This is a genomic window from Litorimonas sp. WD9-15 (assembly GCF_050271975.1).
Lineage (GTDB): Bacteria > Pseudomonadota > Alphaproteobacteria > Caulobacterales > Maricaulaceae > Litorimonas.
Genome location: NZ_CP189850.1, coordinates 1,077,831 through 1,092,658, shown reverse-complemented (window position 1 = coordinate 1,092,658; position 14,828 = coordinate 1,077,831). Strand labels below are relative to the sequence as shown.

The following is a 14,828-nucleotide window of genomic DNA, read 5'->3' as shown; positions in this document are numbered from 1 at the left end:
CTGTGGGGGATAGACCAATGACAAAACGTTTTTATCTGGGCGGTGCCGCCGCGCTTGCGCTCATCATCGCTATACCAGTTGCCGCGACCCATCAGGGCCATGGTTTACGCGGGACTTTCTCCGGCGCAGGCGTCGCGGCGCAGGACTATGTGCCCGCCGGGTCCTGGCAGCAACAAAGATTACAGGCGCAAGTCAATGCGATGTATGGACAAAACAATTATGGCCCGACGGGCTATCAGGTCGTTCCCTCGTCACACGGCTACACGGCCGCCCCACAATATGCGGGGACAATGCAGCAGGGTTATGCGCCCGAATATGTGACGGTAGAGCAGAACTCTCTCGCCTCTTACGAAGGCCTTCGCGGCCTCTCCGCCCCGCGTGCCGTTCGGTATAATGCGGCAGATGGCGCAAGGTTTAATCGCGACCACAATGTTGGCGGCGTCACCGTTCGAACGAATGCACTCCACACCCGCGATATGTTGGATTGGCAGGAAAACACGACGGGCAAGACCATGACCCTACTCGCTAATCGCGCCAATGGGACGCTCAAACCCAACTCCGTTTATCTCGGTGCAGGTTTCCAAGGCGGTCTGAAATATCAGAAAACGTCTGTGGACGGGCAATTCCCGATCCTGTCGCGCTTCCCGTTCTTCAGTGACCGCACGGATGACAGTGCAGGTGTCTTTGCCATTGACCATGCTGCCCTCGCCTTCACCTCGACTTTCGGGGATTGGACGACAGTTTATTTGCAGCCCGAATATTCTGAGACTGAATATGGCCGCGATCAGGACGAGTTCCAACTGCGCAAGGCCTTCGTCGTTTTTGGTAATTTAGAGAAGACGCCCTTCTACGCCGCCTTTGGTCGCAAGACGATCGATTTCGGTAATTTCGACAGCTATAATGCGTTCACCCATAATGAGGGCGCGCATTATTTCCATGCCGTCTCAGACCAACCTGTCCTCGAAGTCGGGATGTACTCCAATGGGTTTAAATTGACAGGCTCGGCCTTTTCGGCCGGACGTCAGCTTCGCGTCGCCCTCGCCGGTGAAGAAAATAATCTCGGAAATTACGCCTTTAATGCGGAGAAAGAATTCCGCTTTGGCCGCGAGGGCCGCAATGCGTTCACCGTGGGCGGGGGCTATCTTCACGATACGATCTATCGTGACAATTTCACGGCGCACACCTTCCAAGGCCGCATCGATGGTACCCAGCCTGCTAATTTCATCGAATACCGAAATAGTGCGGTGAACGGATTCGCGGAATATAATAGTCCGTTCTTTGACGCGATGGTGGAGTATACGACGACATTGGAGCCTTGGGGTGCCGCCATTCCACAGACTGTTGACGGGACACCGCTACCGCAATTCCTCATCGATCCATTGGGGTCCACAACAGACATTGACAATATCGACTTTGATGAAAAGCTCTCTGTTTTGGTGGCACAAGCCCGGATCAAACCGATGGTAAATGGACGTCGCATGTCGATTTCAGCCGTCGGCAGCTGGGGGAATATCAGCGATGACACTGGAAATATCGGGCTGTTCGGGCAACCTACAAGCTTCGAGAAAAACCAACAACATGCCCTCTCAGTCGAATATCCAATCAATGATTATCTCGAGTTTGGTGCTGAGTATGTATACAATAAAGGTTTCATTCCCTTCGTCGCACCGCAGCAGGTGTCCAATGACGAAACCGAAGCCCACGCTATCAATATAGGTTTTAAGGCGCGGTTCTAGACCGACCCGTCTGACACAGTGTAGGGGGCAACCTACCCCTGACTCCCGCGGCGTCTTGAGACGCGTGCGGACAGGCCACGCATTCGGGGGAGTGCGTGGCCATTTTGTGTTTTATGTAGCCCCCGCTTGACAACGTTGTCAGCCCTGCTCTACCCATGAGAAAAATGACAACGCTGTCATAAGAACGGCGATCGGGATCTTTAATTATGGCACATAAGTTGACCTTTACGGCGCGAGACCGTTTGAAATTGCTCCTCGGGGGGTCAGCTTTTGCGCTTGTCGGATGTGGCGGCGGGGGCGGCGGCAATAGTGGTGTCACACCCCCTTTGGTCGTCACACCCCCCCCAACCCCACCAACTCCCCCTGCCGCCTTTGAGCCGACAGTTGGCCAGTTTAAAAACGCCTTCGCTGCCAATTTCGAAATCGGTGCTGCCATTCAGGAGGACCAAACGCTGGATGCCGATCAAGATTCGCAAATCCTGAAAGACCAGTTTAATTCCATCACAGCGGAATTTCAGATGAAACCGGAAATCATCGCGCCGACGGAAGGTGTGTTTGATTGGACCGTGCCGGACGCCCTCGTCCAATTTGCCGAAGATAATAATATGGTTATTCGGGGACATGCCCTGCTCTGGCATCAGGCGACGCCGGATTATTTCTTCGCCGGAACGCCCGCGGAAGTCCGCACACGATTGGAATCTTACATCACCGAAGTCGTCACGCGCTATAAAGACCGCGTCTTTGCCTGGGATGTCGTCAATGAAGTTATCACGGATGATAATAGTGCATCCGACCCCTATCGCCGGTCCAATTGGTGGGACGCCTCAGGCGGCAATGCGGATTATATTGATTGGGCGTTCAATGCCGCGCGGGCGGCAGATCCGAACTGTCAGCTTTTCATCAATGATTATAATACCGAGTTACCCGGTAAGCGCGGCCGCTATGTCACCGTCATCAAAGACTTGGTAGACCGAGGTGTCCCCGTGGACGGTGTCGGGCATCAAATGCATCTTCATGTCGAAACACCACTGGCTGAGGCCTTAGCTGCGATTGATGCCATTGATGATGAATTTATGGGCCTAATCCAACATGTTACGGAACTCGACATCTCGCTTTATAATGATCCGGGCAGTTGTTTTGGCGACCAGACCGGGTGCCGTGCCGACTATGGTGACAACATCCCCGCCAGCGTCATCACGCAACAGGCGGAGCTTTACCGGGATCTCTTTGAAGGGTTTGCGGCGCGATCTTCTGTGACTTCCGTGACACTCTGGGGCGTCTCGGACGCGCAGAGCTGGCTCAATAATTTCCCGATCACGCGGACCAATGCGCCGCTGCTCTGGGACCGGGACCGTAATGCGAAATCCGCCCTGCAAGCCATCCTCGATCCTGATTTCACGCCTTAACACCGCGTGAGCGCATCGTAACATCGCGGCGCATCATCGCCCGATTATCGGCATAATCGGAACACATTTGCTCGCTCTCCTATCGGTTCATATCGAACCCAACCCAGAGGAGAGATGATATGACTATGATGAAAACCACGATTTCCGCACTGGCCCTGACCGCAATTGCAGGCACGGCCAGCGCCGGAGACTTCGCTACGCTCGACACCAATACGGACGGGCAAGTCAGCTTTACCGAATATAGCGCCCATGCCGTCGCGGAAGGTAAAACGGTCACCCTCGCCGCGCAGGAATTTACGCGGATCGCCCAAGGCGACGCGATTGTGACCGAGGATGAAATGCTGATGGCGAGCGCCTTTGCAAACCAGCCCTATGTCTTGCAGAATGACGCCTTTATCACGGAACCCCTGCCTTATGAGCCCGTGGAAACGGTAGAGCCTGTCGAGACATTTGAGAGCTTCCCGCAATCCGTCGAAGCGATTGAGCCGCCCGTCATGGACGAACCGGCCCCTGAAGAGGTGCCCGTTGAGGAGGCCCCTGTTGAAGAGTTGGGCGAGGAGACACTGGACGCGACTCCGATTCAGGACCCCGTTTTGGAAGCGCCTGAGCCGGTTACCGACCTCCCGCTGGAGCTTGAAACGCCCTTAGAGGAAGGCGTGACGGATTTACCAGAGCCGGAGATTGAGGTTGAAACCGAGACGGATGTCGAGGTGGAAGAACCAACACTCGAAGACGGTGAAATTTATTAATTCCACCCCATTCTAAAACAAGAACCCGTCGGAGTTTCCGGCGGGTTTTTTCATGCCTAATCGTTTTTCACGACTCGCAGGAAGGGCCGCTTCTGCCCCGGTTTGGCCGTCGGTCGTGCAGGCGGGACATATTCGGGAATATAGGGTTCAGGTTTCGGCTTTGGCGCAACGGGTGCGTCTGTGACGGCGACAAGTTTCGGCGGGCCCGCATTGACGGGCGGGGGCGAAACTTCTTCCTCCTCGAAATCATCCTCAATGTTACGAACACGCGGCGTGAATTTCGATTTACGTTTTGACTTGAAAGAAGACCGCGCGCCATCCTCATTTTTCCAACGATCCGCCGTCCGTGTATAGTCGCGATCCGGATCAGGCTCTGTCGGCGCTTCCGCCTGTTTTTTCTTCAACTCTTTCACTTTGCGGTTCATCCGCGCGACGACCTGTTTCTGCGCCGCAGAGAGTGCATCGCCCGCGCGACCCTTTTCCAGATCATGAAAGGCAGAGCCATAAGTGTCGAGCCGTTCCAAGACGCTCTCGCCAAACTCATCCTCAAAATCTGAGATATGGCCCAACTCGGTCAGCTTGGCATGGAGGCGGGCGATTTTGCGTTTGGCGTTAGATGAGGACCGTTCCCGCGCCTTGGCCATTTTATCACGGTAGGCGGTCTCCGCGCGCTCCCGCGCCTCGGTCTCGGCCTGCCATTGCTGTCGATCATAATCGGACATAGCGCCCGATTAGAGTATTTAGAACGAAAAGGGAACAGAAAAACCTGCTCTTAAACCCCGTCCGCGGCTTCCAGATAAATATCCAGCAGGGCTTCCTGCTCGGCGCGTTCATTCTCGTCCTGTTTGCGCAGGGCGATGACCTTGCGCATGACTTTCGTGTCGAGGCCGAAGGTCTTCATCTCGGCATAGACATCGCGGATGTCGGAGGCGAGCTCGGCTTTCTCGGCCTCCAACCGTTCAACCCGCGCAATGAATTGGCGCAGTTTTTCGCGTGTGGCTTGGCCCATCTGATCGGCGCGGTCGGACTCACTCATCATGGCTATTTCTCTTCAAAAGGATAAACTGGAAGCAGGCTCATAGCGCCCCGCACGCGCAGACGCCACGCCCCGCCGCACCAAAATATGTGGATGAGACATTATTTCAGGTCGCCCCGCTCCGTCAGCCGTATATAAAGCCGACACACATTACAGAAAGCCTCCCATGCTCATCGCTCTTTATATCCTGACCGGCCTCGCCTTTGTCTTTGTCGTCGTGACCCTCGTCATGGGGACCGCCGCCATGACCCAGAAAAGCGAAGCCAGCCGCAAGAAATCCAATGACTGGATGTGGCGCCGGATTTACGCGCAGGTCGCCGCCATCGGCCTGCTCGCGCTCACCGTTTATATGCGCGGCAAAGGCGTCTAGCGTTGGTCAAGCTGAACAAGATTTATACGCGCACGGGCGATGACGGCTCGACGGGTCTCGTCGATGGGTCGCGCCTGTCCAAGACCGCGCAGCGCGTCCGCGCTTACGGCGATGTGGATGAGACGAATGCCGTCATCGGGCTTGTTAGGCTGCATCTGGAAAATCGCCGGCTCGACGACATGCTCTCGCGCATTCAAAACGATCTCTTCGACCTCGGCGCAGACCTCGCCACACCGCTCCCCAATGCGGGCGAAGCGGATAGCGAATATGCCCTGCGTATGGTGCCGGAGCAGACGACGCGGTTGGAACAGGAATTAGACGCGCTCAATACGGATCTCGCCCCGCTTAACAGTTTCGTCCTCCCCGGAGGAACGCCCCCCGCCGCCTATCTCCACCAAGCCAGAACCGTCTGCCGCCGCGCGGAACGGGAATGTGTGGCACTGGCGGAGGAAGAGGCGGTCAATCCGGCGGCGCTGTCTTATTTGAACCGGCTGTCGGATTTCCTGTTTGTCGCCGGACGCTGGTGCAATGGTCAGGGGGATGCGGATGTGAAATGGGTGCCGGGGGCTAATCGGTAGAGGTTTGAGACCTTGCGAGCTTCTTTAATTGGGTGATTCTAGGACGCTCGATTTTAGACTGGGCAGAGATTAAGAATTTTTCTTCCCAATACTTCAAACAATCACACGTGACAAACTTCAAGTATTCGGTAACAATCACAAGATGGATAACTTCATTGACAACAGAGAACATTTAGATGAAATCGTAAAAGGATTACAATTTTCATATATTGAAACCTATTCAATAATGAGAAATCATCTGTCTGAAACGGAAAGAACTCTACACAAGCAACTTTATTATAAAAAGGTGTCGCAAAAAGAAATATCAGAAAGTGACATGTTACTGTTAAAGAGTTTTGACAATTTAGACCGCAAAAATACTTTTTACTCACAATCTATGCTCTTTGGTACTGGAGAGCGACTGAATTCTTCAGCAGTAAGGACAAATCGTTATGCATTTGACGAGCCAATCGCACAGAGATTGATGTCTATTTTATCTATCCCCTATGAAAGTCATTTTGACTGGATGTGCGCACCTATTTATCGCGATGCAGTTGTTTTTCGAAATCAGAAAAACAAAATCATTATGCCTCTTAATATTTGCTTCAGCTGCACAGCAATGCTCGTTAATGATGATACTAGCATTATTGCCGATCAAAAAACTTTTAAAAGTTTGAAAGAGTTTTTCATTGAAATTGGCCACGATATCTTAAACGATATAGGTTAACTTTCATTTTTTAGTGTCAGTTCAATAGTGAAAGAACCCCAATTTACTCTTTTTGACTATGGGTGCCATTGGGGATTATCGAAAATCAATGAGCGTCCTATTCTGGGCGTTTTAAGCCACTCGGCATAATAGACAAATTTAGGGTGAACTCCCTCGCTTTGTCATTACCGGACTTGTCCCGGTAATCCATAGAGTGGCACAAGTTGGGACTAGATTACCGCCTAGTCGTTTGGAGCCAAACGACGAGGCGGTAATGACGGGGTTGAAAACCTCACTCTTAATTTTACTATCTCTCAAAGTCATAAGATAGTCGGGTGACAAGCCAGATTGTCATCCCGCACGCAGCGAAACGGAGATGCGGGACCTGTCGGTTGCTCTCTCGAACTTGCGTTCACAAACGACAGGCCCCGCATCAAGTGCGGGGTGACAGCTGGTTTTTGGTGCAGCGAAAAAGATAATCCTCGGTTATGACGTTTCTGAAAGTGGGGATTGATGAATTAAATTCTCAATAATTTCCGAATTTTAGTCCCAGAGCAAACGGGGATTGCGTTTTATTTCAAAACTGCGTCCACACCCCCTGAGAGTTGTGCAATCTTTAAGGTGTCTTCTTTCGCAGGGCGGTCACGTGCACATTGACTTGATTGGAAAGAAGCGGTGCTTGTCATTGGAGCGAAGGGCGTAATGTCCCGGTTGCTTGGGTGGCCTAACGAGAGCTGATCGTTCCCCGACTGAATGGTTCGGCCGTTAGTGCAAAAAGGCGCCGCCGCGTGGGCCCGTTGGGGTTCGAAAACTTAGCTTATAATCTGGTTTGCGACCGGAACCCTGAATACCCACGCGGACATCCCGTTTTATTCGAGAGTAAACGAAGCGAAACGGAAACAAGATAAGAGATACAGGAGTCAAGAGCCTCCGAGGCGCGGAACGCCCGCAATCGACCCGGTGAGTCGATTGCAGTGTCGTGCCGAAACGCTGTGCGTTTCGGTTCCTCAGCTATTTGATTGATAATCAAATAGCTTCGTCATCCCGCACGTAACGCAGTGGAGATGCGGGACCTGTCGACTACATTCTCAAACCTGCGTTTGCAAACGTTAGGTCCCGCATCTTCGGCTGCGCCTACGTGCGGGATGACATTTGGCATATTAGCTGTTTTTATTTGATTCCCGCGCAGTCAGGAAAAAATTAAGTGCGCCCTACTCCCCCTCGGCCAGAACCTTCCGCACCCGTATCGCAATATCCTGCGGGGTGGACCTGGCCGAGAAGAAATCCACGAATTGCCCGTCCGCGCCCATGAGATAAATAATATCGGAATGGTCGACGGTGTAGTCCATATTCCCCTCGGGCACGGGGGAGCCGTCGGGCATGATTTTGCTGCTAGCGACGCGGTAAACGGCTTTGGCGGCGTCGACCTGTTCGGGTGTTCCGGTGAAGCCTTTAAGCCCGCGCGGGAACGGGTCAAACGCGACATATTCGGCGAGCTTCTCAGCCGTGTCGCGTTCGGGGTCGACGGTGAAGAGGATATAGCCGACTTCATCACCGCGTTCGCCCAAAAGCGTTTCCGCCGCACCGAGCTTGGACAAAGCCGTCGGGCAAACATCGGGACAGAAGGCGAAGCCGAAATAGATCAGGTGCGGCTTTCCGAGCAGGTCGGCTTCCGTCACGGTCGCACCTGTTGTGTCGACCAGTGTGAACGGTCCGCCAATCGCGGCGGTCCCCGTGCTGGTCACCGTCTTACCGGAGGTTCCGGCGCGGTTGGTGTCTTCGGCCTGACACGCGACCAATGCGGAGGCTGCCATTGCGCCCATGGAGAGTTTTAAAAGCCAATTCGTCGCGTTTCCCATGTCATACCTTTCATGCGATGCGTAATAAGTTCAAACGTGGCTTATAGAGAACCGGAGACTTTGTGAAAGCGCTTAACGACGCAGCCCTGCATGGATTTGGTGGCGCGGCTGCCCTGTCCGGACGGTCCCCCGTAGCGACGATGGGCGCGTTGCGGCGTGAAACGCTCGTCGCGCTGCGCTGGGGCGCGGTGGTCGGGCAGGCGCTGGCCCTGATCATCGTCAGTCAGGTTTTGGGCTTTGCCTATCCGTTGCTCGCCTGCGGGGTCGTGATTTTGGCGTCGGTCGTCGTGAACCTCGTCGTGACCTTTGCGTGGCCGTTGGACCGGCGGGTGAGTGATTTCGAGGCCTTCATGCAATTGGGGTTTGATCTCTGGCAACTCGCGGCGCTGCTCTGGCTGACGGGGGGGATTACGAACCCGTTTTCGATCCTGTTCCTTGCGCCTGTGGTGACAGCGTCCGTGACGCTGTCACGCTGGGTGGTGTTTGCCTTGGGGACAATGGCGCTCGGCCTGTCCTTTACGCTCGTATTTTTTCACCAGCCCCTGCCGTGGTCGCCTGCGGGGAGTTTCGACCTGCCGCTTGTCTTCCGCGTCGGGATCTGGATGGCGATTTTCGTCGGTTCGATTTTCACGTCGCTCTATGCGTGGCGCACCACAAAGGAGAGCCGCAAGATGAGTGTCGCCCTCGCCACGACCGAGGCCATGCTCGCGCAGGAGCAGAAGCTCTCCGCCCTTGGCGGGCTGGCGGCGGCGGCGGCGCATGAGCTGGGCACGCCACTGGCGACCATCCAAGTCGTCGCGAAGGAGATGAGCCGCGAAGTCGAGCCCGGCACGGCGCTGGGCGAGGATGCGGCGCTGATCCTCAGCCAGGCGCAGCGCTGTCGCGAGATCCTCGAACAACTCGCCGTTCGCGGAGATGAGGGCGACATGATGCATGACGTCCTCTCGCCTGAGGACCTGCTGGAGGAAGCGGCGGAGCCCTATATTGGCCGGGATGTGGATATTGTCATTCGTACGAAGGGCGACGGACCGGAACCAAGTTTGCGACGGCAACCGGAACTGCTCTATGCGCTGAAAAACTATATCGACAATGCCGTGGATTTCGCGAAGGGCCGCGTTGAACTCTGCGCGAAATGGGATGAGGCAAGTCTGACGATCACAATTGATGATGACGGGTCAGGTTTCGATGCAGCACTTCTCGGACGATTGGGACAGCCCTATGCCAGCACGCGCGGCAAAGGCCGGACTGCGCCCGAATCGGAAAAGACGGGGCTGGGCCTTGGCGTGTTTATTTCCGCGACTCTGATTGAGCGGACCGGCGGCATTGTGAGCTACGGCGTATCGCCGCTTGGTGGGGCCCGCATCACGGCGATGTGGCCGCAGGACAGTTTGCGCCTCTCAGATGACTAAGGAATATCAGACTATTTGCTTCGCTCGTGCGTACCTAAAGTGAGACTAAATTTAATCGAGCTGAGGATTAAGACATGCCAAGTACTGAATACGCCCTTCCCGAAGATGCGTCCTTGTTAATTTTGGATGATGACGCACCGTTTCGCACGCGACTGGGCCGCGCATTGGAACAACGTGGATTTACTGTAGAGACCGCGGAAACGGTGCTGGACGCGAAATCCCGGGTCCGCGCCAATCCGCCCGCCTTCGCCGTGCTGGACATGCGATTGGAAGACGGCAACGGCATGGATGTGATTGACTTGCTTCATGAGCAGCGACCGGATTCGAAAATGGTCATGCTGACAGGTTACGGCAATCTCGCGACGGCGGTCTCGGCGGTAAAACGTGGTGCCGTGGATTACCTCGCGAAGCCCGCTGACGCGGATGATGTCTGCAAAGCCCTGCTTGCGGAAAAAGACGAAGCGCCGGAGCCGCCCGAAAATCCGATGAGCGCGGACCGTGTGCGCTGGGAACATATCCAGCGGGTTTATGAGCTTTGCGGGAAAAATGTGTCGGAAACGGCCCGTCGTCTCAGCATGCACCGCCGGACGCTACAACGTATTTTGGCCAAGCGCGCGCCGCGCTAAATCTGTTCTAAATTTAGACTGAAAGGTCTGAATGAACGTCGTAGCCCCACACTACGGCGTTTTTTATTATCGGAAATTACAAAAGATTATTCGGCAGCAATCGCGTCCATAAACATGCCGTTTAGGCGCGCGCCAAAACTGTCTTCGGGATCAAGGATTTCGCCTTCATTTTCCATGGCATAGACGGCCATATTTTCAGCCAGATCATCCAGCAGGCCCTTGGGCATTTCCTCATAGGCCATGCGCCAATCAGAGAAAGCCCGCGACGCGACAGGTCCACGGTGCAGCAGCTCCAAACTGTGATGACGACTATCCGATGAAATCTTAGAAAATAGCAGATCAAGGTTTTGCGGAACACCTTCCAAAATTTGGATGTACCGGTCACCGTCAAAAAGAAGAAGTCCCGTAATCTCATGCGCAACATTATTGCGCTGCGAGGATTTTAGAATGTCCTGCACGGCGGCATGAGAGGAGGCCGGGTTCGCCAAGCTCGTATAAATCAGTTCTTGCAAAGCCATAACGCTCACATCCAAAGTCTGCAGTATCTGCAATGTTCATAATCTCACTAACTACGCCGGAAAAGTCAAAACTGTTCATACCAAACTGCATTTTGACACATTGTGTCGCATGGGCCACAGTCACACCACTCTGGGGAGAGAGATATGTATAAATTTATGATGCTGGGCGTCTCGGGATTGGCTTTGTTTTTAGCAGGGTGCGGGACGGAGACTGACAACCAAAAAACAGCCAAACTATCCGACGCGGTCAAAACAGACACGCGCACAGCGGATTATTCCGAAACCCGAAATGTCTATTTCGGTGACCTGCACATTCATACGAAGAACAGTTTTGATGCCTATATTTTCAATGTGCGTACAACACCTGAAGATGTCTACCGCTTCGCCCTCGGCGAAGGCGTGCGACATCCGTCAGGTTACGAGATCAAACTGGGCGGAGATCCTCTGGATTTTGTCGCGGCGACAGATCACGGCGCTTACATGGGCATCCTGCCCGCGATGGATAATCCGGACAGTCCACTCTCAGAATTAGAACTGGCCAAGGGTATGTTTGGCACGGACCCCGCGACAATCATTGGCGCGTTCCAGAAAGTCGGCACATCTGTGCGCTCTGGCGAAGCGCTGCCCGGTATGTATGACCGCGACCTTGTCGACAGTACATGGCAGAGCGCGGTGGCGACAGCTAATGAGTTTTACCGACCCGGAGAACTGACGACTTTTGCGGCCTATGAATACACGGCGGTCACGACCAATCGCGAGAGTGGCGACACATTTGGCGGCGGTAATCTTCACCGGAATGTTCTCTTTGCGGACGATGCGCCGGACCGCCTTTTCTCGACACTGGAATCCACCAATCCGGAAGACCTCTGGGATTGGATGGACACGGAACGCGCGGCCGGGCGGGACGTCCTTGCCATTCCACATAATTCCAATGTGTCAAACGGGCAGATGTTCGACATGACCCAAATGGACGGCTCAGTCATGGATGCGGATTACACAGCCCAGCGCCTGCGCAATGAACCCATTGTCGAAATGACACAGGTGAAGGGGACATCGGAAACACATCCTGTCCTCTCACCAAATGATGAATTTGCGGATTTTGAAATTTATGAGCTCCTCTTAGGCTCGACGGCGAAGTCGAAAATCAACGGCTCCTACATTCGCGAGGCCCTCGCACGAGGTTTAGCCTTGGAAGCCGAGACGGGAACCAACCCCTATGAGTTCGGCCTGATTGGCAGTTCCGATTCTCACGTTGTGGGCGGCGCCTTTGATGAGGAGGATTACTGGTCCAAGGTCGGCATTGTTGACGGCACAGCGGAAGAGCGCGGTAGCGTCCCGCCCGGCGGCGCAAAGACGTGGGAAGGCGTTGAACGCGACGTGAATGCGGAGAACTGGTTCTCCAAATGGGGCGCATCCGGTTACGCTGCCGTCTGGGCCGAAGAGAATACACGCGAGTCCATTTTTGACGCCATGCGTCGGCGCGAGACTTACGCCACATCCGGCCCTCGCATCCGTCTGCGTTTCTTTGGCGGCGCGATGACGGAAGACATGCTCAACGCAACAGATGTCACGGCGCAGGCTTACGCGGCAGGTGTGCCGATGGGGGGTAAGCTGTCCGGCGAGACTGCGCCGACCTTCATGGCATTGGCTGCACGCGATCCGCGTGGCGCTCCGTTGGACCGGATTCAAATCATCAAAAGCTGGCACACGGCGGACGGTCCGCAGGAAGCGGTTTATGACATGGCGTGCTCCGACGGGGCCACGCCCGATCCCGCGACAAAACGCTGTCCTGATAATGGGGCGAGTGTCGACCTTTCCACCTGCACAGCCAGCACGGGAGCGGGCGATCCGGAGCTTCGTGCGGTTTGGACGGACCCCGATCACGACGCCTCTATCGCCGCCGCCTATTATGTGCGCGTGTTGGAAAATCCGACCTGTCGTTGGTCGACATGGGAAGCATTGCGAGCCAATGTTGAACGCCATCCTGACCTGCCCGCGACGATTAAAGAACGGGCGTGGTCCTCCCCTATTTGGATTTCATCGAATTAAATGAAACGATTTTTACGCGAGCCTTTCGTCCATTTTGTCCTGTTGGGTGCCTTGCTCTTTGCGGGACATTCCCTTTGGCAGAGACATGTTCAGAAAGCCGATCACACGCTGATCGTCAGTGCCGCCGAAATGGAACGGCAGGCGCAAATCTTTGCGACGGAAAATCGTCGCCAACCCACGGATGCCGATCTGGAAGCCTTGCTCTTCGCCTATGTCGAGGAGCAAGTCTTGATGCGCGAGGCCAGGCGGCTGGGACTCGATGCGGATGACACAATCATCCGCCGACGGCTGGCCCAAAAAATGCGCTTCATGATTGATGATGTCGGCGCACCGCCCCTGCCACCCGTCGACAATCTAAAAGCTTGGTTTGCGGAAAATCCGGAGAAGTTTATCCGTCCCGAAACACGCAGTTTCGAACATATTTATTTCTCTCCCCGCGACCGATCCGACACCGTTGTGCAAGTTGCCACGGATGCCCTCTCGGCGGGAATTCCGACCGGTTGGGAAGGACAAGGCGATGCCTTTATGACGGGGCGTATTTTCACCCGACAATCGCAAGACTCCGTTCGGCGGGATTTCGGAACGGCCTTTGCCGAAAAACTCTTCGATCTACCGGAAACCGATGATTGGCAAGGCCCGATCAATTCCGCCTTTGGCGTTCATCTCGTCCGCCTCACAAATATCACGCCTGAGCGTCTTCCCGATTTTAAAACCATTCAGCCGGAAATTGAGCGGGTCTGGTTGGACGCCGCCAAGCGTGAGGAAAATGCGGAAGCGCTCAAATCCCTGATGCGCAAATATAAGGTCGAGGTGGAAGAGTGAGACTGCTTCTCACGATTTGTCTCCTCTGGATGTCTTCTGTCACGGCCTTCGCCCATGAAGTCCGCCCGGCCTTCCTGCGCGCGACAGAGGTCGAACCCGCGCAGTTTCAAGTGATCTGGAAACAGCCCGTCCTGTCCGGGCAAAGGCTACGCATCACGCCGACTTTTCCGGAAGGCTGCACACAATCCACGCCGCGTCTGGACCGTACGGGCGATACGGTGGCTGAACGGTTCACGGTGTCCTGCGACCTGCTAAGCGGCGCACTCTCCCTCCCCGGTTTGGAACGCACACTTACAGATGCGTTTGTAGAGGTTAGATATTTAAATGGAGAGGCCCGCACGGCGCTCCTCAAACCCGCTGAGCCCGTCCTCCCTCTTGAAGGTCCGCAAGCCAGTCCGGCCAAAGATTATTTATGGATTGGGGTGGAACACATCATTTTCGGATGGGACCATTTGTTGTTTGTGATTGGCTTGGCTCTGCTGGTCGGTGGACGGAAAGTCTGGGGCGTCGCGACGGCCTTTACAGTGGCACACACGCTCACGCTTGCGGCAACCGCGCTTGGCGGCGTTTCCCTGCCCTCCCGACCCGTCGAAATTCTCATCGCAGCGTCCATCGTTTTACTCGCCGCGGAGATTATGGCGAAGGGCAAGGGCAAGGCGACTCTCGGCGTCAAACGTCCCTATCTCATCGCGTTCACAATTGGCCTCATCCACGGGTTCGGATTTGCAGGGGCGCTCGCCGATATCGGTCTCCCCCAAGGCACAGAACTCCTCGCGCTGTTTCTGTTTAATTTGGGTGTAGAACTGGGACAATTCGCCGTGATTGGGATGGCCCTATTCGCACTCTTCGGTTTATTGAAACTGGGTAAAAACTGGCGAAAAACAACAGAACTCGTCACGACCTACGCCATTGCCGGAATTGCCATGGTCTGGGTGATTGAGCGGTTGGGCGGATATTGGGTTTAGGATGGCCTGCCAAGCCGAAG

The 14,828-nt window shown here is 54.9% G+C and carries 15 protein-coding genes; 11 read left to right on the top strand and 4 right to left on the bottom strand.

Annotated elements, in window-relative coordinates; genetic code table 11:
- The first annotated feature begins 17 nt into the window (after positions 1-17).
- The 3 genes from ACP9M6_RS05135 (at position 18) to ACP9M6_RS05125 (ending at position 3,891) form a co-directional block, all read left to right on the top strand.
- Positions 18-1,736, top strand: a complete 1,719-nt coding sequence (locus tag ACP9M6_RS05135; RefSeq protein ID WP_427454104.1) for a hypothetical protein — start codon at positions 18-20, stop codon at positions 1,734-1,736.
- 206 nt (positions 1,737-1,942) lie between these two features.
- Positions 1,943-3,142 carry an endo-1,4-beta-xylanase gene (locus tag ACP9M6_RS05130; RefSeq protein ID WP_427454102.1) on the top strand — a complete coding sequence of 400 codons (1,200 nt, stop codon included), beginning with the start codon at positions 1,943-1,945 and terminating at the stop codon, positions 3,140-3,142.
- A 119-nt stretch (positions 3,143-3,261) separates the two neighbouring features.
- A complete protein-coding gene (locus tag ACP9M6_RS05125; protein WP_427454100.1) occupies positions 3,262-3,891 on the top strand; it encodes a hypothetical protein in 630 nt (209 codons plus the stop codon).
- 56 nt (positions 3,892-3,947) lie between these two features.
- On the opposite strand, the gene ACP9M6_RS05120 is transcribed toward ACP9M6_RS05125, so the two are convergent.
- Both ACP9M6_RS05120 and ACP9M6_RS05115 read right to left on the bottom strand, forming a co-directional pair.
- Complete coding sequence (locus ACP9M6_RS05120) at positions 3,948-4,613, bottom strand: hypothetical protein (RefSeq protein WP_427454098.1); 666 nt, start codon at positions 4,611-4,613, stop codon at positions 3,948-3,950.
- A 50-nt stretch (positions 4,614-4,663) separates the two neighbouring features.
- Complete coding sequence (locus ACP9M6_RS05115; protein ID WP_427454096.1) at positions 4,664-4,930, bottom strand: DUF2312 domain-containing protein; 267 nt, start codon at positions 4,928-4,930, stop codon at positions 4,664-4,666.
- A gap of 163 nt (positions 4,931-5,093) precedes the next feature.
- Here ACP9M6_RS05115 and ACP9M6_RS05110 point away from each other — a divergent pair, with 163 nt between their 5' ends.
- From ACP9M6_RS05110 to ACP9M6_RS05100, 3 genes are all read left to right on the top strand, one after another.
- The gene (locus ACP9M6_RS05110) at positions 5,094-5,297 is read left to right on the top strand and encodes an HIG1 domain-containing protein (protein WP_427454094.1); all 204 of its coding nucleotides are present in this window, start codon (positions 5,094-5,096) and stop codon (positions 5,295-5,297) included.
- Positions 5,298-5,299: 2 nt separating this feature from the next.
- The gene (locus tag ACP9M6_RS05105) at positions 5,300-5,875 is read left to right on the top strand and encodes a cob(I)yrinic acid a,c-diamide adenosyltransferase (protein ID WP_427454092.1); all 576 of its coding nucleotides are present in this window, start codon (positions 5,300-5,302) and stop codon (positions 5,873-5,875) included.
- Between the two features lie 142 nt (positions 5,876-6,017).
- Positions 6,018-6,581 (top strand): hypothetical protein, encoded by a 564-nt coding sequence (locus ACP9M6_RS05100; protein ID WP_427454090.1) that lies wholly within the window; start codon positions 6,018-6,020, stop codon positions 6,579-6,581.
- A 1,190-nt stretch (positions 6,582-7,771) separates the two neighbouring features.
- On the opposite strand, the gene ACP9M6_RS05095 is transcribed toward ACP9M6_RS05100, so the two are convergent.
- Positions 7,772-8,419, bottom strand: a complete 648-nt coding sequence (locus ACP9M6_RS05095) for an SCO family protein (RefSeq protein ID WP_427454088.1) — start codon at positions 8,417-8,419, stop codon at positions 7,772-7,774.
- A gap of 62 nt (positions 8,420-8,481) precedes the next feature.
- Here ACP9M6_RS05095 and ACP9M6_RS05090 point away from each other — a divergent pair, with 62 nt between their 5' ends.
- Both ACP9M6_RS05090 and ACP9M6_RS05085 read left to right on the top strand, forming a co-directional pair.
- Complete coding sequence (locus tag ACP9M6_RS05090) at positions 8,482-9,828, top strand: ActS/PrrB/RegB family redox-sensitive histidine kinase (RefSeq protein WP_427454086.1); 1,347 nt, start codon at positions 8,482-8,484, stop codon at positions 9,826-9,828.
- 74 nt (positions 9,829-9,902) lie between these two features.
- Complete coding sequence (locus tag ACP9M6_RS05085) at positions 9,903-10,454, top strand: ActR/PrrA/RegA family redox response regulator transcription factor (protein ID WP_427454084.1); 552 nt, start codon at positions 9,903-9,905, stop codon at positions 10,452-10,454.
- Between the two features lie 86 nt (positions 10,455-10,540).
- On the opposite strand, the gene ACP9M6_RS05080 is transcribed toward ACP9M6_RS05085, so the two are convergent.
- Positions 10,541-10,972, bottom strand: a complete 432-nt coding sequence (locus ACP9M6_RS05080) for a BLUF domain-containing protein (RefSeq protein ID WP_427454082.1) — start codon at positions 10,970-10,972, stop codon at positions 10,541-10,543.
- Positions 10,973-11,116: 144 nt separating this feature from the next.
- Between ACP9M6_RS05080 and ACP9M6_RS05075 the strand changes: the two genes are divergently transcribed.
- The 3 genes from ACP9M6_RS05075 to ACP9M6_RS05065 are packed head-to-tail and all read left to right on the top strand — an operon-like array spanning position 11,117 to position 14,808.
- Positions 11,117-13,021 (top strand): DUF3604 domain-containing protein, encoded by a 1,905-nt coding sequence (locus ACP9M6_RS05075; protein ID WP_427454080.1) that lies wholly within the window; start codon positions 11,117-11,119, stop codon positions 13,019-13,021.
- Positions 13,022-13,843 (top strand): peptidyl-prolyl cis-trans isomerase, encoded by an 822-nt coding sequence (locus tag ACP9M6_RS05070; RefSeq protein WP_427454078.1) that lies wholly within the window; start codon positions 13,022-13,024, stop codon positions 13,841-13,843. It abuts the gene before it with no gap.
- A complete protein-coding gene (locus ACP9M6_RS05065; RefSeq protein ID WP_427454076.1) occupies positions 13,840-14,808 on the top strand; it encodes a HupE/UreJ family protein in 969 nt (322 codons plus the stop codon). The genes ACP9M6_RS05070 and ACP9M6_RS05065 overlap by 4 nt, the downstream gene beginning before the upstream one ends.
- The last annotated feature ends 20 nt before the right edge of the window (positions 14,809-14,828 follow it).